The 25,275-nt window shown below is 58.5% G+C and carries 24 protein-coding genes; 9 read left to right on the forward strand and 15 right to left on the reverse strand.

From position 1 onward, the window contains the following. Window positions 1–170 precede the first annotated feature (170 nt). From rplT to AAHA41_RS14460, 5 genes are all read right to left on the reverse strand, one after another. Complete coding sequence (rplT, locus tag AAHA41_RS14440) at window positions 171–527, reverse strand: 50S ribosomal protein L20 (protein WP_005300683.1); 357 nt, start codon at window positions 525–527, stop codon at window positions 171–173. A gap of 15 nt (window positions 528–542) precedes the next feature. Beyond that, window positions 543–740: a 50S ribosomal protein L35 gene (gene rpmI / locus AAHA41_RS14445; RefSeq protein ID WP_005300673.1), complete on the reverse strand. Its 198-nt coding sequence runs from the start codon at window positions 738–740 to the stop codon at window positions 543–545. An 86-nt stretch (window positions 741–826) separates the two neighbouring features. Beyond that, window positions 827–1,357, reverse strand: a complete 531-nt coding sequence (gene infC, locus AAHA41_RS14450; RefSeq protein ID WP_156852818.1) for a translation initiation factor IF-3 — start codon at window positions 1,355–1,357, stop codon at window positions 827–829. A 21-nt stretch (window positions 1,358–1,378) separates the two neighbouring features. Continuing rightward, window positions 1,379–3,307: a threonine--tRNA ligase gene (thrS, locus tag AAHA41_RS14455; RefSeq protein WP_033112468.1), complete on the reverse strand. Its 1,929-nt coding sequence runs from the start codon at window positions 3,305–3,307 to the stop codon at window positions 1,379–1,381. Window positions 3,308–3,539: 232 nt separating this feature from the next. Beyond that, window positions 3,540–4,127, reverse strand: coding sequence for a tetratricopeptide repeat protein (locus tag AAHA41_RS14460; RefSeq protein WP_203976158.1), 588 nt, complete (start codon window positions 4,125–4,127; stop codon window positions 3,540–3,542). Between the two features lie 174 nt (window positions 4,128–4,301). On the opposite strand from AAHA41_RS14460, the gene AAHA41_RS14465 reads away from it, so the two are divergent. Next, on the forward strand, window positions 4,302–5,357 hold the full coding sequence (locus tag AAHA41_RS14465; RefSeq protein ID WP_323070677.1) for a PA0069 family radical SAM protein: 1,056 nt from the start codon (window positions 4,302–4,304) through the stop codon (window positions 5,355–5,357). A 33-nt stretch (window positions 5,358–5,390) separates the two neighbouring features. On the opposite strand, the gene AAHA41_RS14470 is transcribed toward AAHA41_RS14465, so the two are convergent. Beyond that, on the reverse strand, window positions 5,391–5,546 hold the full coding sequence (locus AAHA41_RS14470; RefSeq protein ID WP_201966499.1) for a hypothetical protein: 156 nt from the start codon (window positions 5,544–5,546) through the stop codon (window positions 5,391–5,393). Between the two features lie 297 nt (window positions 5,547–5,843). Between AAHA41_RS14470 and AAHA41_RS14475 the strand changes: the two genes are divergently transcribed. Then, window positions 5,844–7,241 (forward strand): alpha-amylase family protein, encoded by a 1,398-nt coding sequence (locus AAHA41_RS14475; protein ID WP_323070676.1) that lies wholly within the window; start codon window positions 5,844–5,846, stop codon window positions 7,239–7,241. 106 nt (window positions 7,242–7,347) lie between these two features. Here AAHA41_RS14475 and gyrA read toward each other — a convergent pair whose 3' ends face one another. After that, complete coding sequence (gene gyrA / locus AAHA41_RS14480) at window positions 7,348–10,095, reverse strand: DNA topoisomerase (ATP-hydrolyzing) subunit A (protein ID WP_323070675.1); 2,748 nt, start codon at window positions 10,093–10,095, stop codon at window positions 7,348–7,350. A gap of 198 nt (window positions 10,096–10,293) precedes the next feature. Here gyrA and ubiG point away from each other — a divergent pair, with 198 nt between their 5' ends. The 5 genes from ubiG to yfaE all read left to right on the forward strand — a co-directional run bounded on the left by ubiG (window position 10,294) and on the right by yfaE (window position 16,120). Next, entirely contained in the window at window positions 10,294–11,010 is a 717-nt protein-coding gene (gene ubiG, locus AAHA41_RS14485; protein ID WP_323070674.1) for a bifunctional 2-polyprenyl-6-hydroxyphenol methylase/3-demethylubiquinol 3-O-methyltransferase UbiG, read from the forward strand. Beyond that, window positions 11,010–11,696 (forward strand): HAD-IA family hydrolase, encoded by a 687-nt coding sequence (locus tag AAHA41_RS14490; protein ID WP_323070673.1) that lies wholly within the window; start codon window positions 11,010–11,012, stop codon window positions 11,694–11,696. Before ubiG ends, AAHA41_RS14490 begins: the two co-directional genes overlap by 1 nt. 625 nt (window positions 11,697–12,321) lie before the next feature. Continuing rightward, window positions 12,322–14,589, forward strand: a complete 2,268-nt coding sequence (gene nrdA, locus AAHA41_RS14495) for a class 1a ribonucleoside-diphosphate reductase subunit alpha (RefSeq protein ID WP_041207840.1) — start codon at window positions 12,322–12,324, stop codon at window positions 14,587–14,589. A gap of 80 nt (window positions 14,590–14,669) precedes the next feature. Continuing rightward, window positions 14,670–15,803, forward strand: coding sequence for a class Ia ribonucleoside-diphosphate reductase subunit beta (nrdB, locus tag AAHA41_RS14500; RefSeq protein ID WP_019445145.1), 1,134 nt, complete (start codon window positions 14,670–14,672; stop codon window positions 15,801–15,803). After that, window positions 15,800–16,120 (forward strand): class I ribonucleotide reductase maintenance protein YfaE, encoded by a 321-nt coding sequence (gene yfaE / locus AAHA41_RS14505; protein ID WP_201909640.1) that lies wholly within the window; start codon window positions 15,800–15,802, stop codon window positions 16,118–16,120. The genes nrdB and yfaE overlap by 4 nt, the downstream gene beginning before the upstream one ends. Before the next feature lie 144 nt (window positions 16,121–16,264). On the opposite strand, the gene mltA is transcribed toward yfaE, so the two are convergent. Then, on the reverse strand, window positions 16,265–17,416 hold the full coding sequence (gene mltA, locus AAHA41_RS14510; protein WP_033112478.1) for a murein transglycosylase A: 1,152 nt from the start codon (window positions 17,414–17,416) through the stop codon (window positions 16,265–16,267). A 149-nt stretch (window positions 17,417–17,565) separates the two neighbouring features. Here mltA and AAHA41_RS14515 point away from each other — a divergent pair, with 149 nt between their 5' ends. Next, the gene (locus AAHA41_RS14515; RefSeq protein WP_323070672.1) at window positions 17,566–17,817 is read left to right on the forward strand and encodes a DUF1289 domain-containing protein; all 252 of its coding nucleotides are present in this window, start codon (window positions 17,566–17,568) and stop codon (window positions 17,815–17,817) included. Between the two features lie 15 nt (window positions 17,818–17,832). On the opposite strand, the gene AAHA41_RS14520 is transcribed toward AAHA41_RS14515, so the two are convergent. The 6 genes from AAHA41_RS14520 to AAHA41_RS14545 all read right to left on the reverse strand — a co-directional run bounded on the left by AAHA41_RS14520 (window position 17,833) and on the right by AAHA41_RS14545 (window position 23,462). Then, on the reverse strand, window positions 17,833–18,999 hold the full coding sequence (locus AAHA41_RS14520; RefSeq protein WP_323070671.1) for an AGE family epimerase/isomerase: 1,167 nt from the start codon (window positions 18,997–18,999) through the stop codon (window positions 17,833–17,835). Window positions 19,000–19,093: 94 nt separating this feature from the next. Continuing rightward, window positions 19,094–19,942, reverse strand: coding sequence for a PTS system mannose/fructose/sorbose family transporter subunit IID (locus tag AAHA41_RS14525; protein ID WP_323070670.1), 849 nt, complete (start codon window positions 19,940–19,942; stop codon window positions 19,094–19,096). Beyond that, window positions 19,942–20,745, reverse strand: a complete 804-nt coding sequence (locus AAHA41_RS14530; RefSeq protein ID WP_029303083.1) for a PTS sugar transporter subunit IIC — start codon at window positions 20,743–20,745, stop codon at window positions 19,942–19,944. The genes AAHA41_RS14525 and AAHA41_RS14530 overlap by 1 nt, the downstream gene beginning before the upstream one ends. A gap of 12 nt (window positions 20,746–20,757) precedes the next feature. Then, on the reverse strand, window positions 20,758–21,252 hold the full coding sequence (locus tag AAHA41_RS14535; protein WP_323070669.1) for a PTS sugar transporter subunit IIB: 495 nt from the start codon (window positions 21,250–21,252) through the stop codon (window positions 20,758–20,760). Window positions 21,253–21,261: 9 nt separating this feature from the next. Beyond that, a complete protein-coding gene (locus AAHA41_RS14540) occupies window positions 21,262–21,690 on the reverse strand; it encodes a PTS sugar transporter subunit IIA (RefSeq protein WP_156852830.1) in 429 nt (142 codons plus the stop codon). Window positions 21,691–21,695: 5 nt separating this feature from the next. After that, window positions 21,696–23,462 carry a class I mannose-6-phosphate isomerase gene (locus AAHA41_RS14545; protein ID WP_323070668.1) on the reverse strand — a complete coding sequence of 589 codons (1,767 nt, stop codon included), beginning with the start codon at window positions 23,460–23,462 and terminating at the stop codon, window positions 21,696–21,698. A gap of 211 nt (window positions 23,463–23,673) precedes the next feature. On the opposite strand from AAHA41_RS14545, the gene AAHA41_RS14550 reads away from it, so the two are divergent. Beyond that, complete coding sequence (locus tag AAHA41_RS14550; RefSeq protein WP_041207849.1) at window positions 23,674–24,681, forward strand: LacI family DNA-binding transcriptional regulator; 1,008 nt, start codon at window positions 23,674–23,676, stop codon at window positions 24,679–24,681. A 21-nt stretch (window positions 24,682–24,702) separates the two neighbouring features. Here the strand turns inward: AAHA41_RS14550 and AAHA41_RS14555 are convergent, their stop codons facing one another. Continuing rightward, window positions 24,703–25,275, reverse strand: coding sequence for a glucose-6-phosphate isomerase family protein (locus AAHA41_RS14555; protein ID WP_323070667.1), 573 nt, complete (start codon window positions 25,273–25,275; stop codon window positions 24,703–24,705).

A 25,275-nucleotide genomic window follows, 5' to 3' on the forward strand; every position in this document is an offset into this window, starting at 1 on the left:
TTTCGGAAAACTATTACGTTAGAAAGAACAGATGAAACTTGATTTGTAACTCTGAACTAAGAATATCAATCTTGATTTAATTTTTATAAAATATATAAGTACTGAAATTAAATATTACACCAACAAAAAAGGAGGCCTGAGCCTCCTTTATTTTTTATAACAGAACTGGATTAGACCAGAGCTGCTTTAGCTTTTTCAACCAGGGCGGTGAAAGCCAGCTTGTCGTGAACGGCGATATCGGACAGGATCTTGCGATCGATCTCGATAGAAGCCTTCTTCAGACCGTTGATCAGACGGCTGTAGGACAGACCGTTCTGACGGGCAGCAGCGTTGATACGCGCAATCCACAGTTGACGGAACTGACGCTTTTTCTGGCGACGGTCACGGTAGGCATACTGACCAGCTTTGGTTACCGCTTGTACCGCTACGCGGTAAACACGGGAACGGGCGCCGTAGTAACCCTTGGCGGCTTTCATTACTTTCTTGTGACGAGCACGAGCAGTCACACCACGTTTAACTCTTGGCATTTTTCACATCCCCCCTTATGCGTACGGCAGACAAGCGACAACACGTTTGTGGTCGGCAGCGGAAACAAAGAACTTAGGTCCCAGCTGACGCTTACGCTTACTGCTCTTCTTGGTCAGGATGTGACGCAGGTGGTTGTGCTTGCACTTGAAGCGACCTGAGCCAGTCTTCTTGAAGCGCTTTGCGGCGCCCCGGTTGGTTTTCATCTTCGGCATTTCATACTCCGCATTGTGAGTGACAACAAAATCGCAAGGCGAACCGACTCATGGAGCTAGCCCCATGAGTCAATTTCTTGTGGGCCTTAAGATTTCTTCTTAGGTGCGAGAACCATCACAGCTTGACGGCCTTCGACTTTCGGGAACGATTCGACTACGGCCAACTCTTCCAGATCGTTCTTGACGCGCTCCAGAACCTTGATACCAAGCTCCTGGTGTGCCATTTCACGACCACGGAAGCGCAGGGTGACCTTAGCCTTGTCCCCGTCTTCCAGAAAGCGAACCAGGTTGCGTAGTTTTACCTGATAGTCGCCTTCGTCAGTGCCAGGACGGAATTTGATTTCCTTAACCTGGACGACTTTCTGCTTTTTCTTCTGTTCTTTGGTGGTTTTGCTCTTTTCGTAGAGGAATTTGCCGTAATCCATGATCCGGCAAACGGGCGGCTCAGCGTTCGGACTGATCTCGACCAGATCCACTTCGGCCTCAGCGGCCAAGTTCAGTGCTTCCTGGATAGAGACGATGCCAAGTGCTTCGCCATCCAGACCAGCCAAACGAACTTCTTTCAGACGGATCTCTTCATTGATCCGGTGAGCGCGGGCTTGCGGTTGCTTGCCCAGTTTTTTTCCGCCTTTTATAGCTTATTCCTCCACTTTCTTTTGTCCGCGGGTCTGAACTTCCTGGGTCAACAGAGCAATGAACTCTTCAACAGGATAAGTGCCCAGGTCAGCCCCTTTACGAGTACGTACTGCAATCTGGCCGGCTTCAACTTCTTTATCGCCACAGACCAGCATGAAAGGTACTCGCTTCAAAGTATGCTCGCGGATTTTAAAGCCAATCTTCTCATTTCTCAAGTCCGCTTTTGCACGAAGGCCCGCATCATTCAATGCTTTGGCTACTTTCACTGCATATTCGGCCTGATTGTCGGTGATATTCATGACCACTGCCTGGGTCGGAGCCAGCCAGGCCGGGAACAGGCCTGCGTACTCTTCAGTCAGGATACCGATGAAGCGCTCGATGGAGCCCAGAATCGCACGGTGGATCATGACTGGCACATGGCGCTCGTTGTTTTCACCTACATAGGTGGCGCCCAGACGGCCCGGCAGGGCAAAGTCGAGCTGCACGGTACCACACTGCCACGCACGATCAAGACAATCGTGCAGGGTGAATTCGATCTTCGGACCGTAGAAGGCACCTTCACCCGGTTGCAGATCGTATTTCAGACCGTTGAGCTCCAGCGCTTCTGCCAGTGCCTGCTCGGCGCGATCCCACATTTCGTCGGAGCCGATACGCTGTTCCGGACGAGTGGAGAGCTTGACCACGATGTTCTCGAAGCCAAAGGTGCCGTAGACGTCATAGACCATACGAATACAGCCGGAGACCTCTTCCATGATCTGCTCTTCAGTGCAGAAGATGTGCGCGTCATCCTGAGTAAAGCCGCGCACACGCATCAGACCGTGCAGGGATCCTGACGGCTCGTTGCGGTGGCAAGAGCCAAACTCGGCCATACGCAGCGGCAGATCGCGGTAGGATTTCAGACCCTGGTTGAAGATCTGGACGTGACCCGGGCAGTTCATCGGCTTGATGGCGTACTCGCGGTTCTCGGACTGGGTGGTGAACATGGCCTGGGCATATTTCTCCCAGTGACCTGAACGCTCCCACAGGACGCGGTCCATCATGAACGGACCTTTCACTTCCTGATAGTCGTACTCTTTGAGCTTGCCGCGGATGAAGGTTTCCAGCTCACGGAAGATGGTCCAGCCATCGTTGTGCCAGAACACCATGCCCGGTGCCTCTTCCTGCATGTGATACAGGTCGAGCTGCTTGCCGATCTTGCGGTGGTCGCGCTTGGCGGCCTCTTCCAGACGCTGCAGATAAGCCTTGAGCTGCTTCTTGTCAGCCCAGGCAGTACCGTAGATACGCTGCAGCATCTTGTTGTTGGAGTCGCCACGCCAGTAGGCGCCGGACATCTTCAGCAACTTGAAGTGGTGGCAGTGACGCATGTTGGGCACGTGCGGGCCACGACACATGTCGATGTACTCTTCGTGATGATAAAGACCGGGCTTGTCATCACGGGCAATGTTCTGATCCAGGATTTCGACCTTGTAGGTCTCGCCACGGGCAGCGAACACGTCGCGCGCTTCCTGCCAGGAGACCTTTTTCTTGATAACGTCGTAATCCTTGGCTACCAGCGCCAGCATGCGCTCTTCCAGGGCAGCCAGATCTTCATCAGTCAGGGTTCGGTCAAGGTCAACGTCATAGTAGAAGCCGTTGTCGATGACAGGACCGATGGCCATCTTGGTCTGGGGCCAGAGTTGCTTGATGGCATGACCCAGCAAGTGGGCGCAGGAGTGGCGCAGAATGTCCAGACCTTCTTCGTCTTTGGCAGTGATGATGGCCAGCGAGGCATCGGCTTCGATCAGCTCGCACGCATCCACCAGTTCACCGTTTACCCGACCGGCAATGCACGCCTTGGCGAGACCGGGACCGATGTCCGCAGCCACATCCATGACGGAAACAGAGTGGGCAAATTGACGTTGGCTGCCGTCAGGCAGAGTAATGATTGGCATTATATGTTTCCTTATACAGTGGTGACCCCTACCAAAGGTCACATGCGGGATGGAAAAGAGATTCAAAAAGGTGATGTTCTGGTTCTCCACAGCACTTTGCGAAGACGGCCCGCCATCCGAACGAAAGGTTCAAGGTGACAAACCAAGCCAAAACGGCCCCATGCTACCAGAAGTAACCGTGGCTGTATCGGGTTTGATGAGATTTTCTACAGTTAAATGAGATGCTTGCCGACTATTCACCAAGCAGCGGCTGCCAGTTGAAGTCAAAATCGCTGGCACCCTCCTCGGCCAGGGCCAGTTGTTGCAGTACGTGAAGCGCCAGTTTGTTGCCCTTTTGCGCCGCCTGATAGAGCCACTGTTTCCCCTGCGAGAGATCGACACGCCCGCTCGCCCCCATCAAATGGAGCACCCCGACTTTCAGCATCGCCGGCACATCGCCATTGCGGGCGGCAAGATCCATCCAGTGAAAGGCTTGGCGCAGATCCCGCTTCACCCCGGCGCCACGCAAATAGGCATCCGCCAACCGGTATTGGCCGAAGGGATCGCCCGCCTGCGCCGACTGACGATAGAGCGTGATGGCCCGGTTGATATCCTGCTCGCTCCCCTGCCCCACTTCATGGCTCCAGCCCATCAGCGCCTGTGCCCTTGGTTGCCCTTGCTCGGCCAACGGCGACCAGATCCGGGTTGCCTCATCAAAATGACCAGTTCGCCAGGCACGGTTGGCCGACGCCAGCTCCTGCTCTGTGGTGAGCGGAACAAGCCGCCAGATAACCAGAGCGATCAGCGCGATGAAAAGCCAGCGAGTTGTGGTTGGGGTCATCTTGATTTCCGTGATCCAGTTCGCATTTTGTTTATGTAAACGAAATGTAGCCGCAGGATCAAGCCAGAGATGTCCTGTCGATGCAATTTAAAGTCGGGTAGTAAGAAAGAGACTTGTCTTTGGTAAGCGATGATCACAGAATGACTGTATGCGCATACAGTAAAGATGAAATTCATGGCCGGACGAGGCAGCAACCACAATATCGACCACCGTTTCAGCGGCCCGCGGATCGAGACGGTCGACGATGGCTGGCACTCTTCCGATTGGGATGCCGCCTTCACAACCTCTGCCCCCGGCACAGAAGTACGCGAAATAGAGGCCCGCAGCATTATCAGTTACAACAGCTCGCCGGATGTGCCCTTTGGCCGCTCCATCAACCCCTATCAGGGGTGCGAACACGGCTGCATCTATTGCTATGCAAGGCCCAGCCACGCCTATCTGGAGCTATCCCCCGGCCTCGATTTCGAAACCAAACTGTTTGCCAAGCTCAATGCAGCCGAGTTGCTGCGCCGGGAGTTTGCCAAACCGACGTATCAGCCACAGAGCATCGTCATCGGCGCCAATACCGACCCCTACCAGCCTGTTGAGCAGCGCTATCGTCTCACCCGTCAACTGCTGGAAGTGATGCTGGCCCATCGCCATCCAGTGGGGCTTATCACCAAAAGCGCCATGATATTGCGCGATCTCGACCTGCTGAGCGAACTCGCCAGAGAGGGGCTCTGTCAGGTGATGGTGTCGGTGACAACCTTGAACGAAACCCTGCGGCGACAACTGGAGCCCCGAGCAAGCACGGGCGCCGGTCGCTTGAAAGTGGTCGAGAAGCTGGCCAGCGCCGGGGTACGGGTTGGCGTGCTGGCAGCCCCGATGATCCCGCGGCTCAATGAGCCGGAGCTGGAGCAGATCATCAAATCGGCTGCCAACGCGGGCGCCTGTTGCGCCGACTATATCTTGCTGCGCTTGCCTCACGAGCTGGCGCCGCTGTTCAGTGACTGGCTGGATGAGCACTATCCCGGCCAGAAGGAGGCAATTTTGAACCAGCTGCGGGCCAGCCGCGGTGGTGGTCTCAACAGTACCGCCTTCGGCACGCGGATGCGTGGTGAGGGACACTTTGCCGACCTGTTGTCCCAGCGCTTTCGCCTGATCAGCAAGCGGCTGGGTCTTGGCAAGCGCCATGTTCAATTAAGGGAGGATCTCTTTATCCGCCCGGGCGAGCAGCTGACACTCTTCTAAAATGCCAATGGCTGCGATGTAACATGCAAGCCTTCAGGGTGCGCGCTCATCCCTGCCCTGTTCCAACAGTTCTGCCGGGAGTCGTGACGGCTCATGGGCCACTTCCAGCGACTCTTCACCATGGGTTGGCAGCTCTGATTCACCCCATACCCGACTCCACCAGATCTCCCAGGTTATCCAACTGGTCATATGCAGCTCCTGTGCGGTCAATGTGAAACACGCTGAGTGTGATGTCAGGATGCATCACTCGCCGGACAAGATAACGCGCTGTGATGACAAGCCAGTGACAAACAAATTACTAAAAAACGTCACCTCGGCAGCATAGCAACCAGAACCATTGAAATCTGAAACTGCTCACAACTTCAGCGAACTCACCTTGAAATCCATCACAAATCCACCGGAATGCGATTGCGATTGACCCTTGTTGTGCCAAAGCTGCTCTGCCTATTTCAGGCATAGTCACAACAACAAGAAAGGGAAATAACAATGAAACACACAGCGGGAATGCTGGCGATCGCAGGTATGCTGATCGCCCCCTTGGCGCACGCCGATGTCATACTGCACGCCTTCAACTGGAAGTACAGTGAAGTGACTGCCAAAGCTGATCTCATCAAGAGTGCCGGCTATAAACAGGTGCTCATCTCACCGCCACTGAAGTCCTCGGGCAACGAGTGGTGGGCCCGTTACCAACCCCAGGATCTGCGCCTTGTCGACTCCCCCCTTGGCAACAAGCAGGATCTCGAGCAGCTGATCGCCGCCATGAAGGCACGGGGCATCGCCGTCTACGCCGATGTGGTGCTCAACCACATGGCCAACGAAAGCTGGAAACGCAGCGATCTCAACTATCCCGGCAACGAGCTGCTGCAGAGCTACGCCAGCAACCCCAGCTACTTCGAGCGCCAGAAACTGTTTGGCGATCTGGGGCAAAACTTCCTCTCCGGCCAGGATTTTCATCCGGAAGGGTGCATCACCGACTGGAACAATCCGGGCCATGTCCAGTACTGGCGGCTGTGCGGCGGACCCGGTGACAAGGGCTTGCCGGATCTCGACCCCAACAACTGGGTAGTGAGCCAGCAACAGGCCTACCTGCAGGCACTCAAGGGGATGGGGATCAAAGGCTTTCGGGTCGATGCGGTCAAGCACATGAGTGATTACCAGATCAACGCCATCTTCACTCCCGAAATCAAACAGGGGATGCATGTGTTTGGCGAGGTGATCACCACGGGGGGCGCCGGCAACAGCGACTATGAAAACTTCCTCAAGCCCTACCTCGACAGCAGCGGTCAGGGCGCCTACGACTTCCCGCTCTTTGCTTCCCTGCGCGGCGCCTTCAGTTACGGTGGCAGCATGAACCTGCTGGCCGATCCGGGTGCTTATGGTCAGGCACTGCCTGGCAGCCGTGCGGTCACCTTCGCGGTCACCCACGACATCCCCACCAATGACGGCTTCCGCTACCAGATCCTGAACCAGACAGACGAGTCGCTGGCCTATGCCTACCTGCTCGGGCGCGATGGTGGCTCGCCACTGGTCTACTCCGATCATGGCGAAACCCGAGACAAGGATGGCTTGCGCTGGCAGGACTACTACCTGCGCGCCGATCTCAAGGGGATGATCCGCTTCCACAATGCAGTACAAGGGCAACCGATGCAGCTGATCGGCAGCGACAACTGTTTCGTACTATTCAAACGTGGTAAACAGGGGCTGGTTGGCATCAACAAGTGTGGGCAGGAGCAGGAGTACTGGCTCGATACCACCAAATACGAGATGAACTGGTATCGCAACTACCGGGATGTGCTCGATCAGAATGCGGTAGTCAATGTGCAGAGTCAGTGGGTACGGCTGGCGATCCCTGCTCGCAGCGCCAGAATGTGGCTGCAGGAGTAATAATGCCCCGGCATCGCGGGCCCAAGTGAAGAAAACACCCAAACGCAGAAAATAAAAGAGCGACCGCAAGGTCGCTCTTTTTATCTGCTGCAGCAAGGAGGTACGATTACTCGTCACCCGCCTCGCCATCAACGGAACCGGCGGCGTCTGCTGCGGAATCAGTGCCTTCAGACACCTCACCCTCAGCAACCACGGCATCGTTTTCGTCTTCATCGCTTTCGGCGATGCGCTGCAAACCGACTACGGTTTCATCTTCACCGGTACGGATCAGACGTACACCACCGGTGTTGCGACCGATAATGCTCACCTCGGCCACACGGGTACGCACCAGAGTGCCGCCGTTGGTGATCAGCATGATCTGATCGGTCTCTTCAACCTGGATGGCATCGATGACCTTGCCGTTGCGATCGTCCACCTTGATGGAGATAACGCCCTGGGTACCACGGCTCTTGGTCGGGTACTCATCGAGTGCGGTACGCTTGCCGTAACCGTTCTCGGTGGCGGTGAGGATGGCACCTTCGCCGCGCGGAACGATAAGGGAAACCACCTTGTCGCCAGCGGCCAGCTTGATACCACGGACACCGGCGGCGGTACGGCCCATCGGACGCACGCCCTTGAAGGTACCCTTGCTTTCAGTGCCTTCGCCGTTGTCGCTGCCATCATCGTCGTTGCCGGCATCGTCGTCGGTTTCGACCTCATCGCTGGCATCCGCATCGGCGCGACCGCTGCCTTCAGCGAAGCGAACAACCTTGCCCGCATCGGAGAAGAGCATGATCTCGTTGCTGCCGTCGGTGATATCCACCCCGATCAGCTCATCACCCTCTTTGAGGTTGATGGCACGGATACCGGAGGAGAGCGGACGGCTGAAATCAGACAGGCTGGTCTTCTTCACAGTACCGTTGGCGGTCGCGAAGAAGACGTACTTCTCGGCATCATACTCCTTCACCGGCAGAATGGCGGTGATGCGCTCACCCTCTTCCAGCGGCAGCAGGTTGATGATGGGACGACCACGGGCGCCACGGGACGCTTCCGGCAGCTGATAAACCTTGAGCCAGTAGACCTTGCCGCGGGTAGAGAAGCACAGAATGGTGTCGTGGGTGTTGGCCACCAGCAGACGCTCGACGAAGTCCTCTTCCTTGATCCGGGTCGCGGACTTGCCCTTGCCGCCACGGCGCTGGGCTTCGTAATCGGAGAGCGGCTGATACTTCACGTAACCCTGGTGGGACAGAGTCACCACCACGTCTTCCGGGGTGATCAGATCTTCGATGTTGATCTCGGCACTGGACATGCTGATTTCGGTACGACGCTCGTCGCCATACTGGTCGCGCACGGCCAGCAGCTCATCGCGGATCACTTCCATCAGACGAACCGGGCTCGCCAGGATGTGCAGCAGCTCGGCGATGAGATCCAGCAGCTCCTGATACTCTTCCAGGATCTTCTCGTGCTCAAGGCCGGTCAGCTTGTGCAGACGCAGGTCAAGGATGGCCTGTGCCTGCTGCTCGGTCAGGTAGTAGTAACCGTCGCGAATGCCAAACTCGGGCTCCAGCCACTCGGGGCGAGCCGCGTCGTCACCCGCTTTTTCCAGCATGGCAGCCACGTTGCCGAGCTCCCAGCCCTTGGCAACCAGGCCCGCTTTCGCGTCAGCCGGGGTGGCACTGTGACGGATCAGTTCGATAACCGGATCGATGTTGGCCAGCGCAACCGCCAGACCTTCCAGGATGTGCGCCCGATCCCGCGCCTTGCGCAGTTCGAACACGGTCCGGCGAGTCACCACTTCACGGCGGTGCAGCAGGAACGCATCCAGGATCTCTTTAAGGTTCATCACCTTGGGCTGGTTGTTATCGAGCGCCACCATGTTGATGCCGAACGTGGTCTGCATCTGGGTGTGCTTGTAGAGATTGTTCAGCACAATCTCGCCGGACTCGCCGCGCTTGATCTCGATAACGATGCGCATGCCGTCCTTGTCAGACTCATCGCGCAGGGCACTGATGCCCTCGATCTTCTTCTCTTTGACCAGCTCGGCGATCTTCTCGATCAGTCGAGCCTTGTTCACCTGATAGGGGATCTCGTGAACGATGATGGTCTCGCGACTGGTCTTCTCGTCCACTTCCACTTCAGCTTTGGCCCGCACATAGATGGAGCCACGACCGGTACGGTACGCCTGCACGATGCCGGAACGCCCGTTGATAATGCCGCCGGTGGGGAAATCCGGGCCGGTGATGTAGGTCATCAGCTCGTCAATGGTGAGGTCGCCATTTTCGATCAGCGCCAGGCAGCCATTGACAATCTCGGTGAGGTTGTGAGGCGGAATGTTGGTCGCCATGCCCACCGCGATACCGGAGGAGCCGTTGACCAGCAGGTTGGGAACCTTGGTAGGCATGACAGCCGGGATCATCTCGGTGCCGTCATAGTTCGGCACCCAGTCCACGGTCTCTTTGTCCAGATCAGCCAGCAGCTCGTGGGAGATGCGGGCCATCCGCACTTCGGTATAACGCATCGCCGCGGCGCTGTCGCCGTCGACTGAACCGAAGTTGCCCTGACCATCGACCAGCATGTAACGCATGGAGAAATCCTGCGCCATCCGGACAATGGTGTCATACACAGCGATATCGCCGTGCGGGTGATATTTACCGATTACGTCACCGACCACACGGGCCGATTTTTTATAGGGCTTGTTCCAGTCGTTCCCCAACTCGTTCATAGCAAACAGAACGCGGCGGTGAACCGGTTTCAAGCCATCACGCACATCCGGCAGAGCTCGTCCTACGATCACGCTCATGGCGTAATCAAGATAGGAACTCTTGAGCTCTTCTTCGATGTTGACCGGCGTGATCTCTCTGGCCAGATCGCTCATAGAAAGCCTTATCCCTAATTAGTTGTTCTTTGGCTTAAACAGCGCGACATGGTAACACACTGAGCCAAATACCTTAAGCCACAAATCGGGTATCAGATCGGGCTGGTGTGACAAAGTCCGTCCGTTATAATGCCCGCCAGGACAATAGATTGCGCCCATGACTCAGAAGCGGGCGCCCTGCCACAGGATCTTCGAAAAATGAACAGTGATGCCAATGTCGATCTGACAGAAATCGCCAAGTTTGAAGCCATCGCCTCCCGCTGGTGGGACATGGAAGGTGAATTCAAACCCCTGCATCAAATCAATCCGGTACGCCTTGACTGGATCACCGACAAAAGTGGCGGTCTGTTTGGCAAGCGCATTCTCGATATCGGCTGCGGTGGCGGCATCCTCGCCGAGAGCATGGCCCGCCGCGGGGCACAGGTGACCGGTATCGACATGGGCAAGGAGCCCCTTGGCGTCGCCCGCCTGCACGCCCTGGAGCAAGGGGTCGAGCTCGAGTACCGCCAGATCACTGCCGAAGCACACGCTGAAGAAGCACCCGGCCAGTATGACGTGGTCACCTGCATGGAGATGCTCGAGCACGTGCCTGATCCTGCCTCGGTGCTGCGCGCCATCGCCACCCTGGTGCGCCCGGGTGGCCGGGTGTTCGTCTCCACCATCAATCGCAACCCCAAATCCTATCTGATGATGATCCTCGGCGCCGAGTACCTGATGAAGATGGTGCCCAAGGGGACTCACGACCATAAAAAGTTCATCATGCCCGCCGAACTCTGTCGCATGGGTGAAGCCGCGGGCCTGTTGGTGCGCGACATGAGCGGCGTCCACTATGCGCCACTCTCCAACAGCTTCCGGCTCGGTCGCAACGTCGACGTCAACTATATGGTGGAGTTCATCCGCCCGGAGCACGGCTGATGAGCACCTCTCACCCGCAGCCCCTTGGCTGTGTGCTGTTCGATCTGGACGGCACCCTGCTCGACACGGCGCCGGATCTGGGCGCCGCCGTCAATCACGTGCTGATCAGCGAAGGCTTTGCACCGCTTTCTGACGAGATCATTCGCCAGACCACCTCCCACGGCGCTCTCGGGCTGCTCAGAGCGGGGCTCGGCGACGCTCTGCTGGAAGAGCTGGGTGCCACCCGCCTGCGCAATGCCCTGCTCGATTTCTACTCAGCCAATCTCTGCGTCGGTACCCGCCCCTATGACGGTATGGTGGATCTCATCGAGTGGCTCGACGAGAAGCAGCTGCCCTGGGGCATCGTAACCAACAAGCCGGCCTTTCTCACCGAGCCGCTGCTGGCGGCGCTGCCACAGCTTGCCAGCTGCGGCGTCGCCGTCAGCGCCGATACCCTGCCGGTACGCAAGCCCGACCCTGCCCCCATGTATTTTGCCTGCGAGAAGCTTGGGGTCGAAGCGAGCCACTGCCTCTATGTGGGGGATCATGTGCGCGACATCGAAGCGGGCCGCAACGCCGGCATGCGCACTGCGGTTGCTGGCTGGGGCTATCTGAACGATAACGAGAATCCCGCCGAGTGGGGCGCCGATCTGCACTTTGATACCGTGCAGGCGCTGCATCACTGGCTGCGCTACGAGCTGGGCTGAAGCTGCCAGTCGTAACGTTGCAAGATTGGGGCATCAGGGGTTGATGCCCTTTTTTACGACCCTCTCCTGTCCCCCACTGCTAACGAGAAGAGAGCGTAGGTGGATCACCAAGGCAACTTTAACCGTCGCAAAGAGTCCATATGACAACCTTGCTCCCGTTTCACTGAGGCAACTGTCAGCAAGCAGACCGAGAAAGTGCGCTTCACATTTTGCAGTGACAACCGAGCGCTGGACAGCTTTTGTCCCTTGTTGGGCAAGGGATAATCAGCAGCGGTTCGCTAGTAAAAAGGCCCCCTTTTCGCAAGCAAAAAAAGTTATTTAAATTTTCCATCTTCGATCGGGAGGCTTGCATTTGACGAAGCGGACGAATGAAAACCCGCTCACTGTGAGCAACCACTAACAGAGACAACAACACCCACAATTTATCCACAGCAAGCCAGTTATCCACACATTGCAATGCGCAGTCGACCTCACTATCTTGTAGCTCGACATCAAAATAACACTATATCTTGTGATTCATCGCACAATAGTTACCCAACAACTGCACCGGCCCGTTCTCCTGTGACCGCCAGCAGCCGGGTGGCGTGCGATGGTTTTTCGGGAATCAACTAAAGGTCATCAGCCAATGAACTTGTTTGTGACGAAGCGTAACGGACACAAAGAACCCATCGATCTGGATAAAATTCACCGCGTGCTGGACTGGGCCGCCGAGGGTCTCGACAATGTGTCGGTCTCCCAGGTAGAGCTCAAGTCCCACATCCAGTTCTATGACGGTATCCGTACCGCCGACATTCACGAAACCATTATCAAGGCAACGGCTGACCTCATCTCCGAGCAGACTCCGGACTACCAGTACATGGCAGCCCGTCTTGCCATCTTCCACCTGCGCAAGAAGGCCTACGGCCAGTTCGAACCGCCCCACCTCTACCAGCACGTGGCTCGTCTGGTCGACATGGGCAAGTACGACAAACACCTGCTGGAAGACTACACCCAGGCAGAGTTCGAAGAGCTGAACGCGCACATGGATCACTGGCGCGACATGAACTTCTCCTACGCGGCGGTCAAGCAGCTGGAAGGCAAGTATCTGGTACAAAACCGCGTCACCGGCGAGATCTACGAGAGCCCGCAGTTCCTCTACATCCTGGTGGCGGCCTGCCTCTTCTCCAAGTATCCGAAAGATACCCGTCTGGACTACATCAAGCGCTTCTATGATGCGGTCTCGACCTTCAAGATCTCGCTGCCGACCCCGATCATGAGCGGTGTGCGCACCCCGACCCGTCAGTTCAGCTCCTGCGTACTGATCGAGTGCGACGACAGCCTGGACTCCATCAACGCCACCGCCAGCTCTATCGTGCGTTACGTCTCCCAGCGCGCCGGTATCGGCATCAACGCCGGCCGTATCCGCGGTCTGGGCAGCCCGATCCGTGGCGGCGAAGCGTTCCACACCGGTTGCATCCCCTTCTACAAATACTTCCAGACTGCCGTGAAGTGCTGCTCCCAGGGCGGCGTGCGCGGCGGTGCGGCCACCCTGTTCTACCCGCTGTGGCACACCGAAGTGGAAAGCCTGCTGGTGCTGAAGAACAACCGCGGCGTGGAAGAGAACCGTGTCCGTCACATGGACTACGGCGTGCAGATCAACAAGCTGATGTACCAGCGCCTCATCAAGGGTGGTGACATCACCCTGTTCTCCCCGTCCGATGCGCCGGGCCTGTACGATGCCTTCTTTGCCGATCAGGACAAGTTTGAAGAGCTCTACGTCAAGTACGAGCAGGATCCTGCCATTCGCAAGAAGACCCTCAAGGCAGTCGATCTCTTCTCCCTGATGATGCAGGAGCGTGCCGGTACCGGTCGCATCTACATCCAGAACGTCGATCACTGCAACACCCACAGCCCGTTTGATCCGAGCGTGGCGCCGGTACGCCAGTCCAACCTCTGCCTCGAGATTGCGCTGCCGACCAAGCCGCTCAACAACATCGACGACGAGAACGGCGAGATCGCCCTGTGCACCCTCTCCGCCTTCAACCTGGGTGCCATCGACAAGCTGGAAGATCTGGAAGAGATGGCCGATCTGGCCGTGCGAGCTCTCGATGCCCTGCTCGACTATCAGGACTACCCGATTGCCGCCGCCAAGCGTGGCAGCATGGGTCGCCGTACTCTGGGGATCGGCGTCATCAACTACGCCTACTACCTGGCCAAGAACGGTGCCCGCTACTCTGACGGTTCCGGTCTGGCGCTGACTCACCGCACCTTCGAGGCCATTCAGTACTACCTGCTGAAAGCCTCCGTGCAGCTGGCCCGCGAATTCGGCCCCTGCCCGCTGTTTGGCGAGACCACCTATGCCCAGGGCATCCTGCCGATCGACACCTACAAGAAGGATCTGGATGCGCTGTGCAACGAGCCGCTGCATCTGGATTGGGAAAGCCTGCGCGAAGAGATCAAGTCTGTGGGCCTGCGCAACTCCACCCTGACCGCCCTGATGCCGAGCGAGACCTCCAGCCAGATCTCCAACGCCACCAACGGTATCGAGCCGCCGCGCGGTCTGGTGTCGGTCAAGGCGTCCAAAGACGGCATTCTCAAACAGGTGGTGCCCGAGTATGATCGCCTGAAAGATCAATACGAACTGCTCTGGAAGCAACCGAGCGTTGACGGCTACCTGCAGCTGGTCGGTATCATGCAGAAGTTTGTGGATCAGGCGATCTCCGCCAACACCAACTACGACCCGGCCCGTTTCGAAGGCAACAAGGTGCCGATGAAGCAGCTGCTGAAGGATTTGCTGACCGCCTACAAATACGGCCTCAAGACCCTCTACTATCACAACACCCGTGATGGTGCGGACGATGCCCAGACCGATCTGCAAGATGACGGTTGTGCTGGCGGGGCTTGCAAAATCTAAGTCACGGCAAGATCTGATAACCGGGCGGGAGCGACAAGCTCCCGCTCTCCTGTTTTCTCCATACAGACATTCTGGTAACCATGGCCTATTCAACTTTCTGCCAAACCCAAAACGACCAGCTCAAAGAGCCGATGTTTTTTGGCCAATCGGTCAACGTAGCCCGTTATGACCAGCAAAAGCACGAAGTGTTCGAGCGGCTGATCGAAAAACAACTCTCCTTCTTCTGGCGCCCGGAAGAGGTGGATGTATCCCGTGATCGCATCGACTATCAGGCCCTGCCGCCCCACGAGCAGCACATCTTCATCTCCAACCTGAAGTACCAGACCCTGCTGGACTCCATTCAGGGTCGCAGCCCCAACGTGGCGCTGCTGCCGCTGGTCTCCATTCCGGAGCTGGAAACCTGGATCGAGACCTGGGCGTTCTCCGAGACCATCCACTCTCGCTCCTACACCCACATCATCCGCAATATCGTCAACACCCCCGCCCAGGTGTTCGACGACATCGTGACCAACGAGCAGATCCTGAAGCGCGCCGGCTCCATCAGCCACTTCTACGACGACCTGATCGAAGCGACCGCCCTCTACAACCTGCACGGTGAAGGAACCCACACCGTTGCTGGCCGCGAGGTGACCATCACCTTGCGCGAGCTCAAGAAGAAGCTCTATCTCTGCCTGATGAGCGTCAACGCGCTGGAAGCGATCCGCTTCTACGTCAGCTTTGCCTGCTCCTTTGCCTTCGCCGAGCGCGAGCTGATGGAGGGCAACGCCAAGATCATCAAGATGATCGCCCGCGATGAGGCACTGCATCTGACCGGTACCCAGCACATGCTGAACCTGATGCGCAGCGGTCAGGACGACCCCGAGATGGCCGAGATCGCCGCCGAGTGCGAACAGGCCTGCTTCGAGCTGTTCAAAGAGGCTGCCATTCAGGAGAAAGAGTGGGCCGAGTACCTGTTCCAGGGCGGCTCCATGATCGGCCTGAACAAAGACATCCTCTGCCAGTACGTCGAGTACATCACCAACCTGCGGATGGCCGCCGTCGGTCTGCAGCCAGCCTTTGCTGGCACCAAGCAGAACCCGATCCCCTGGATCAACACCTGGCTCTCCTCCGACAACGTGCAGGTCGCCCCGCAAGAGGTGGAGGTAAGCTCCTATCTGGTAGGTCAGATCGACAGCGAAGTGAATGCCGACGATCTGGGTGATTTCGAGCTGTGAGTGACGCAACCAACACGCTGACCCCTGCCCCGCACTCGCCTGCCGAACAGCAGGCGGTGCAGGCACCACGGGTACATACCCGGGATAGCGTGCTGCACGCTCATCCCGGCGAAAGCGTGCTGGAAACCCTGGAACGCCATGGCCATCGGGTCGAGTTCCAGTGCCGCAGCGGCTATTGTGGTGCCTGCCGCACCCCGCTCATCGCGGGCAAGGTACACTACCCCAATGTGCCGCTCGCCTTTGTCTCCCAGGGGGAGTGTCTCCCCTGTTGCTGCAAGCCGGTCGGCGCCATCAAGCTGGATATCCAGAAACGCTGATCCCGTTTGCAGCACCTCGTGCACGCAGCCAAAGAGACCAAAACAAAAAGCCGCCGGATTGCTCCGGCGGCTTTTTTACATCCATCTCGATGCCTACCCGATACCTAAGTGGGCTGCTGGCTGATCAACCCGCCTGCACTAACGTTACAACCAGGGCGCAGCAGTCGGCCCGTGGTGCAGACCCAGCTTCCAGACCCGGCCGAAGTGCTTGTAGTGACCCGCTGCGACACCGGCCTTCTCGCCCATGCCGTGGTAGAGGTCAAGGTGGCCCTTCTTCACCGCGCCGCCCACATCCAGCGCAATCAACAGCCGCAGCTGATGCTTGCCGGTCCAGTTGCCCTCTTTATCGAGCAAGGGCACTTCGGCGAGGATCGGGGTACCCATCGGCAACAGGGTCTTGTCGGCAGCAACGGCCGCCATCGGCAGCAGCGGAATGCCGGCAGCACCGATCACATCGTTGGTCGGGCGGCGCTCAAAGAAGACATAGGAGGGGTTCTGCTCCACCAGCTCCTTGACGCTCTCCTCCGGCTGGCGGCTCGCCCAATCTTTGATGGCTTTCATCGACATCTGCTCTTTGGGCACTTCACCGCGGTCGATCAGCACACGGCCGATACTCACGTAACCGTGACCGTTCTTGCCGCTGTAGCCCAGATATTGCAGCCGATCCTCATCGCCATAGTGCACAAAGCCGGAGCCCTGCACATCCATCAGGAAGTTGTCGATAAGGGATTTGCTGTAACCCAGCTCCAGCCCGCGGTTGGCCAGCGCCCCCTGATGGATCTGGGCCCGGGTCGGACAACGGCTGCCACAGTTGGGCATGGCATAGATAGGATATTTGTACTTGGCATCGGGGCGACGACGCACCTCCAGCACCGGCGAGTAGTAACCGGTAAAGAGCACGTTACCCATCCGATCCGCCCCGCCCAGTTGGGCCAGGCTGATACCGTAACGGGTGATGTCGGCAGGGTTGCCGCCGTTGGCCACCCAGCGGGAGAGCTTGTGGTAGAGCTCGCCATAACGGCGGTTCATCTTGCCGGAGCGCTCCAGTACGAGTCGGCTCTGGGGGCCAAACTTGCTGTAATCGGCTCGCGCACGGCTATTGACCCGCTCAACCCTGACCAGCTCCCCCGGCAAGGTGCCGTCCAGATACTGCTTGCCCAGATTTACCGGCACCTCGCAGTTCAGGAAACATCTGTTGTCGGTCTGTTTTTTGGGCACCTGATTTTGCTCAGAGTTGCCTGCACACCCGGCCAGACCCAGCACCACGGCGGTCAGCCAGTACGCGTGTTTATTCATATGTCCTCATATAACGCCAATAGCCATGCTCGGCGGGGAAGATGCCAAATTTGCAGGGGGAAAGCAAACGACATCAATCACTTGAAGAGGGATTTCGCCAAAGATGACAGCTGGGTTATAACAAGGTGACAGGATGTGCGAGGTGATGGATGGAACAGCTCGAGATCTTCCCGCTGCAGAGCCCCTGCATCGGGGTCTGCGAAGTGAACAACAAGGGCTACTGCAAAGGGTGTTTGCGCAGCCGCGAAGAGCGTTTCAACTGGCTCGCCATGACCCCCTCCCAGCAGCAGGATGTAATGCGTCTGTGCCGCGCCCGCAAGGCGCGGGTCGAAGCCGCCCGCCGCAAAGCACAGGAAGGAGCTCAACCCGAGCAGCAAGAACAACCGGGCTGGGATTTTTGATCTTCTCTTGGTCTGTTACCCGCTTTCACTTCTCCTTTCTGCCACCCTTGCCAGCTCGCTGAACGCCACAAACAGGTGGTAGAAGGTGCTGGCTGGCGCATGGATTGTCAGCGGCTGACCGATGACATCGACCTGATCGATCCATTGGCCGGGCAAGGCTGGCATCAGGTAGTAGTGGAAGATCCGCCTCACCACCTCGCCAATCTGACGGGCTATCTCTACGTCCCCTCGCCGCTCGTAGGCCGCCAGCAGCGCCTTGAGATGTTCGGTCTGGCACCAAAGCCGACTGGTTACCCGATGGGGCTGTCCGTCATCGGTAAGCTCATCCATCACCAGCCCGGTCGGCCCGTGGCCGTGAGCGGTGGCAAAGCGGTTCAGGATGGCGATCCCCTCATCTATCTCGCTCGCACTCGGCCCACACGCCCACCCTTGTGCCAATGCCCGATAGCGGGCCAGCAGCCAGCACCACTCGTAGTGATGACCCGGATCGATCAGGTGCGAATCAGGATGAGTCGGGAGAAGCCGTTCATCGAAGAACTCCCGCAGCAAGGCTGGCTCAAGAAAGCGCTGGCGAAACAGCTGGTAGAGTTGATGGGCTCGTACTTGCCAGCGGGGATCATCAAAACTCTCGGCCGCCACCAGCAGCGCTTCGAAAAGATGCATATGGGGGTTTTGGCTGCGCAGCGAAGCGGCTGGCCAGCTGGAGTGAAACCCGCCATACACAGGATCGGCAAAAAGCAGCTCGATGGTCTGATAGCGCGACTCGGCCTGTTGCTGCCAGCACGGCTCGCCGCTTAAACGGTAGAGCCAGCATTCGGCCAGCAGGGCAAAGGCGTATTCGTAGCAGGACACCGAACTGTCGGCAGGCGACCCATCGGCATTAAGGGAAAACAGCTGGTTGCCGGTACCATCATCAAAGTGCCTCATGCCGAACCTGGCGCAGCGCTCTGCCAACTCGCCTCCCTCATACCAGCCGAGCAGGGCTGCGTGGCTGAACACATAGATCTGGCGACTCTGCACCCGAAATCGGGTGGGTTGCCAGAGGGGCTCGCCAGCACCATCCAGACCTTCGGCAAAGAGCCCCCCCTCCCCATCAAACCCGCTCGTGCCCCAACGGGGCAGCGCCTCCTCCACCAACCAGCTGCGACAACGCCGCGCGGCCTCTCTTATCTCGTCATGCATCTCATCACCTCGCCTCCACCCGACCCAGGACCCAGTCCATGAAAAAGGGAGAGCCTCGCTCTCCCATCAGTTGCTTACACTCTCCCGAATCGGCCTAGAAGAGACCGATGGCGACCCCGACAAAAGCCACGACCAGCAGCCCCAACATGGCCTTGACCGGCGAGACATTGCGTCTGGCCATCAGATACCAGGTACCCAGCACCACCAGCAGCGGCATCAGTTTGGGGAAGATGCCATCCAGCATGGTCTGTACCTGGATATTGACCCCGTCCGAGGTAACAAAATCGAGCCCGGTGGAGAGGTTCACATAACTGGCGGCCACCCCGCCCATCACAAAGACCCCGAGCAGGGAGAGCGCCTCGCGCAGTTTGACCGACTCCGAACTCACCAGCGCCTCCACCGAGCCGGTTCCCATCCGGTAGCCCTTCATGAACAGCATGTAAGAGCCGGTGATGACGATGGCGTTGAAGCTGATGATGTAAAAGAGCGGCCCCAACACGCTGCCGCCGCCGGCCAGTGCCATGCCGATGCTAAGCAGAATGGGCACCAGCATGCCCGGGATCATGGAGTCCCCGATCCCGGCGATGGGGCCCATCAAGCCGACTTTCAGGGTGTTGATGGTCTCGCCATCGATCCGCTCGCCGTTAGCCCGCTTCTCCTCCAACCCCACCGCCAGCCCGTTGATGATGGCGCCAATCTGGGGCTCGGTGTTGTAGAAGGAGGCATGGCGTTTCATCGCCTCCATCCTCTCTGCCTTGCCAGGATAGAGCTTCTTGAGTGCCGGCATCATGCCAAGGCAGAAGCCGAACGATTCGAGACGCTCGAAGCTCATGGAGGAGAGGTTGTACATCATCCACGAACGCCAGCAGGCACGCAGATCCTTGGGAGTGAGAGCCACCGGCACATTGTTCACCGGCTGGCCCGCTTGCAGCTTTGCGTCCATCAGAATTCATCCTCATCATCGGTTTGGGTGGCTGCACGGGCAACCGGTGCAGGGCGTGGTTCCGGCTTGTAGTTGTAGTGGATGAGCGCAAGCAGGGCGCCGATCATCACCAGCCCCACCATGTTGAGCTTGAGAAAAACGATGCCGACAAAGCCCACCAGAAAATAGATCAGCATGCTGCTCTGCTTGATGATCTGCTTGAGCAGGATGGCAATGCCGACCGCCGGCAGAATGCCGCCCACCACCGTCATGGTGCGGATCACAAGCTCAGGCAGGCTGTTCATGAAGCCTTCAATGTACTGGTTGCCAAAATAGACGGCGATAAAGGTGGGCACGAAGCGCAGTACGAAGTTGCTGACCTGCGGGAAGATGGCGCTGTTGAGATACACCCCCTTTTCATCCCCCTGCTCCAGCGCCACGTCGGCCCTGTGGTTCCAGTAGGAGTTGAAGACCATCATGAAGTTGAAGAGGATGGTACCGGCAATGCCGATGGTGGCGGCAATGGCCACGGCAACCGACGGCTCCTTGCCCGACATGACGCCGAGGGCGATGGCCGGAAAGGCGACGAAGTTGAGATCCGCCGGCATGGAACCGCCCGGCGTCACCATGGCGATATAGACCGCCTGCACCGCCACCCCGATGAGGATCCCGGTCTGGATATCACCGAGTATGGCCCCCACCAGCATGCCCGAAACCAGCGGGCGGGTAATGGTGTACCAGCCCCCGGTCAATCCCAGCAGCCAGGGGCTACTGAGGGCACCGAGATAACAGAGTATCCCGATGAGTGTTGCTTCCAGAAACATGATGTCGGCTCCCTATTTCAGCTTTTTCTGGGCATCTGCCCAGTTGTAGTGGCTGGCGTCCGGCACCAGCCGAAAGTCAATCTCGTGGCCAAGGTTGGCCAGATAGTCAAAAGCGGCGATCTCCTGCGCCGTCACAGACTGGTTGGGGCCTATGGTGGTGGTCTGCTCGCGGGCACTCATGGGCCCGACGTTGATCTTGCCATTGTGGTTCTCAAGAGAGATGCCGGCGGCGCAGAGCCGCTGCAGGGTGACCGGCGACTTGCCAATCACGAAGTAGCGTTTGTCACTGGCGATCACCTTGGGCAGCTTGGCAATGGCCGTCGCCACATCGAACAACCACACCTTGGTGTCCGGCACAGCGCCGATCATCACCTGGGAGAGCAGCGGATCGGCCGCCACCTCGTCATCAATCGCGACGATGCCGTCGCAGGGCAGCTCTCTGGCCCAGCGCGTCACCAGCTGGCCATGGATCACCCGATCGTCAATGCGTACAAATGAAATCGCCATCTCGCTCTCCTAGAAGTTGTCATCTTGCTGGTGCGCCGCCGGGGCCGCGATCACCATGGATTCCAGTGCCTGGGCCAGCAACTGGCGGGCCGCCTCGTGCACATCGGTCGCCGCAAGCCAGTCGGCACTCATCAGCAGCATGGGAAAGTTCACCCCGGTCACCACGGCTACCGGCTGCGGCCAGTCGGGGTCAAATGCAAAGCGGCATGCCACGTTGTAGGGGGTGCCGCACTCCATGTCGCACAGCACCAGCACCCCGTCAGCCCCCGCACCATGACGGCGCAGGGTCTGTTCAAACTCGGTGCGAAACGCCTCGATTCCCCCCTCTTCGGTAAGAGAGACGGTGGCTACGGCGGGCAGCTCGCCGTAGACCATGCTGGCGCTGGCCAGTAGGGCCGGCGCCAGTGAACCATGGGTTGCGATAAGGATCCTCAGCATCTTGGTTACCCCCTCACATAGGCTTTGATGGTGGCGATGGTCGCCCCTTCACTCTCGCCACTCGGACGGATGCGATAGCGCCCTACCGACGCCGGTACGATAAAGGTCTCGGCGTAGTGCACCACAAACGGCGCGAACGCATTGTCGGGACTCTCCACCGTCGCCTCTCGTCCCTCAATCAGATTGAGCACCTGCACAGTGCCGCCGGTGTCGTGCTCGACCGGCACACTGAACCAGTGGCGACGGGTCTCGATAAATTCCCGCTCATGCAGTCCGGTACGCTCCTCGCGCCAGCCCGGCCCTTCGGCGATGAGCTCGATGCGATTGACCAGATGCTCGCGGGTCCAGTCGGTATCGCGCTCCCACTGGATCACCTTGCTGCCATGCTCCAGATGGATGGGGCGCGGAATACCGTCGAGCCCGACCCGACCCCAGTCCCACAGCTTGAAGGTGAAGATGTAGGGGGTGGCGCTGATCTCGAGCACCATGGCCCCCTCTCCCGAACAGTGGACGGTTCCGGCCGGGATCAGGAAGTGATCGTGCTTGCGGGCCGGGAAGCGGTTGATGAAACGCTCGTCATCGAAGGGCTTCTCACCGCGCTGGGCGGCAGCCAGATCCGCCAGCATCTCCTGCGGATCGATACCGTTGCGGGTGCCGAGGTAGACGCAGGAGTCCGGCTTGGCATCGAGCAGGTAGTAGCTCTCGTCCTGGGTGTAGTGCATGCCAAACTCCTGCTGGATGTATTCGGTCAGCGGATGCACCTGCAGACTGAGCGGCTGCCCCCCCACCGTATCGAGAAAATCGAACCGGATCGGGAACTCGGCGCCAAAGCGGGCGTGTACCCGCTCCCCAAGCAAGGCGCGGGGCTGGCACAGCACCAGGTTTTGCGACGGGATCTCCACCCTCACCTCGCCAAAGCGCAGATAGAGGCTGTTCTCCTCGGGTACGCAGTCAAAGCACCAGGCGTAGTTGGGTTGGGCCGGATCCAGATCACACACCTGCTTCATCCACTGCCCGCCCCAGACCCCCGGGTCGAAGAAGGGCACCACCCGAAACGGCTGGCGCGCCGCCTGATGCAACCCTTGTTGCAGTGCCGCCCCCGTTACCATGGTCGGCTTGCCCCTGGTGTTGGTGTCGAGCAGGAAATCGATGGTGGGCAGCTGGACCAATTTATGGCGATCAAACACTCGCCACTCGATGAAGAAGGCGCGCTTGTAGCGGCGCAGTATGTCCTCTTCGGTGTTATCTGCACCCCAGTTACCAATCTCTTTACGACGCAGACGCTGCTGGATCTCCCAGCGGGCAAGATCGGCATAGACCCGCACATCCCCTTTCGCCACCAGCGAAGCGCCGCAGCCCATCACCACCACCAGACCTTCGGCCATCTCGGCGACCTGCTGTTGCAGGCGCGCCAAGGCAACCGGGTCAAAAAACTCCACCATCTTGTGGGGTGCCAGCACGCCAAAAACCCTGTCATCGGTGATGAAGCGATCCAGCATCGCCAGCACTTTGGGTTCGGGCAGGCGCGCCTGTTCCACATCGATGAGCGTGTGAGACCCGAATCTGGTCAGCAGTTGGGTGCGCAGCTCGCTCTGATCCACACCGTGATAGCAGTCGATCACCAGCACCACTTTCACTCTCTCCTGCCCGTTCACTTTGGCCAGCAGCTGATGGGCAATCGCGTCCCATCCCGCGCAGGCGGCCTGTTCATATCCGACAACGGTTACTTCTGGATATTTGTCGTAGTTGGAGACGTAACTCGAATGAATCATTGGCTTGCTCTCTCGTTGACACCTACGACAGAGATAAATCGATTAACCCGTTAACCACAACCTGATAAACACGATTAACCTCAAACATTGGGATACATCATCGGTATTGGCGGTGAAATTCGTGATCAACCGCTCACTTGCAACCTTCTCTCATCCGAAACAAAGGTTAATCGATATATCTTGATGACATGAACATGACTGGACCCACACCATGAGCAATGTGACTGTTGCCGATATTGCCCGCCATCTGGGCGTTTCCACCGCCACCGTCTCCATGACCCTGCGCAACAAGGGACGCATCTCCGACCACACCCGCCAGCGGGTACTCAAAGCCATCGACGAGCTCGGCTATGTCTACAACCAGACTGCCGCCAACCTGCGCAACAAAAGCAGCAATCAGGTCGGTTTGCTGCTGCACGACATAACCAACCCCTTCTATGCAGAGATGACGGCGGGCCTGAGCCGGGAGATGGAGCATCACGATCTGATGCTGTTTCTTGCCAACAGCGAGGAGTCGGCGGCAAGGCAGCAACAGTTTATGGACTCGCTGCAACGCAACAGCGCCGCCGGCATGGTGATCTGCGCAGCCCAACCTACGCCCCACAGCTTTTTCGAGAGCCTGCAGCGGCGCCATATGCCTACCATTCTGGTGGTGCGACCGGTGCCGGATGTGGCGATCGACTTTGTTGGCACCGACAACTTTCTCGGTTGCCAGCTGGCGACTGAACACCTGCTGAAACTCGGCCACCGTCATATCGCCTTTGTCGGGGGCTCCCCCACCTCCATCAGCCGCTCCCAGCGCCTCGGTGGCTACATGAGCAAGCTGCTCGAACACGGCATCTCGCCCAAACCGGAGTGGATCATCGGTTGCGGCGCCAGCCGGGTAGAGGGCACTCGCGCCATGACGGCACTGCTGGAGCAGCACCCCGAGGTGACGGCGGCGGTCTGCTATCAGGATGTGGTGGCGCTCGGCGCCATGCTGGCGCTACGCAAACAGGGGCGGCTCATCGGCCAGAACTTTGCACTGGTGGGTTTTGACGATCTGCCGGAAACCGCGCTGGTCGAACCGGCGCTCACCACCGTCTCGGTGGCGGCGCGGGAGATCGGCCGCAAGGCGGGCGAGCTGCTGCTTGAGCGGATGGCCGGCAACGACGAGCCGGCCAAGAGCATCATTCTGCCCCCTACTCTGGTGGTGCGCCAATCTTGCGGCAGCCCCTAGCAGGCCGCCGCCAGCTCCGATTTATATCCCTTGCTGATCGCTGGTCACAAGGCGGGGCGTACCATCTTCTCCGGCCAGCACCCGAACGGCAAAGCCGCGCGCGCCCATTGCTTTGTAGTCGTGACCTGCCACAGCAGGCCAGACCGCCAGCGCCGAGAGCTGCGTCTCGCCGGTGTTGACGAGTCGATGGGCCACATGGCCCGGAATATGGTGAACACTGCCGGCAAAGACCTGCTCCAGCCGACAGACGCCAGCCATATCCTGCAACAGCAATAGTCCCCTTCCGCACAACCCGAAGTAGTACTCGGCCTGCTCGGCCCGGGCATGAATATGACCTCGGGTCATGAAAAACTCCTGCCCGACCCGACCAGCCTCCAGATAGGTCACCCCCATGTTGAGATCCCCCTCGCCACCATTGCCGGGCAGCATGACGACCCGATAGAGCGGGGTATCGGGCGAGAGCGCGGCCTCGGCGTGCGGGTCGGCAAAAAGCCCCTGCAAGTCAGCCAGGGTGGTGCTCTTCTCAACCAGTTCGGCGCCACCGAGCTTGCCGGTCGCAAAATTGAGAATGGGGGGGATCATGGGTGTCATCAT

Source organism: Aeromonas sp. SER (assembly GCF_038739615.1).
GTDB classification, from domain to species: domain Bacteria; phylum Pseudomonadota; class Gammaproteobacteria; order Enterobacterales; family Aeromonadaceae; genus Aeromonas; species Aeromonas jandaei.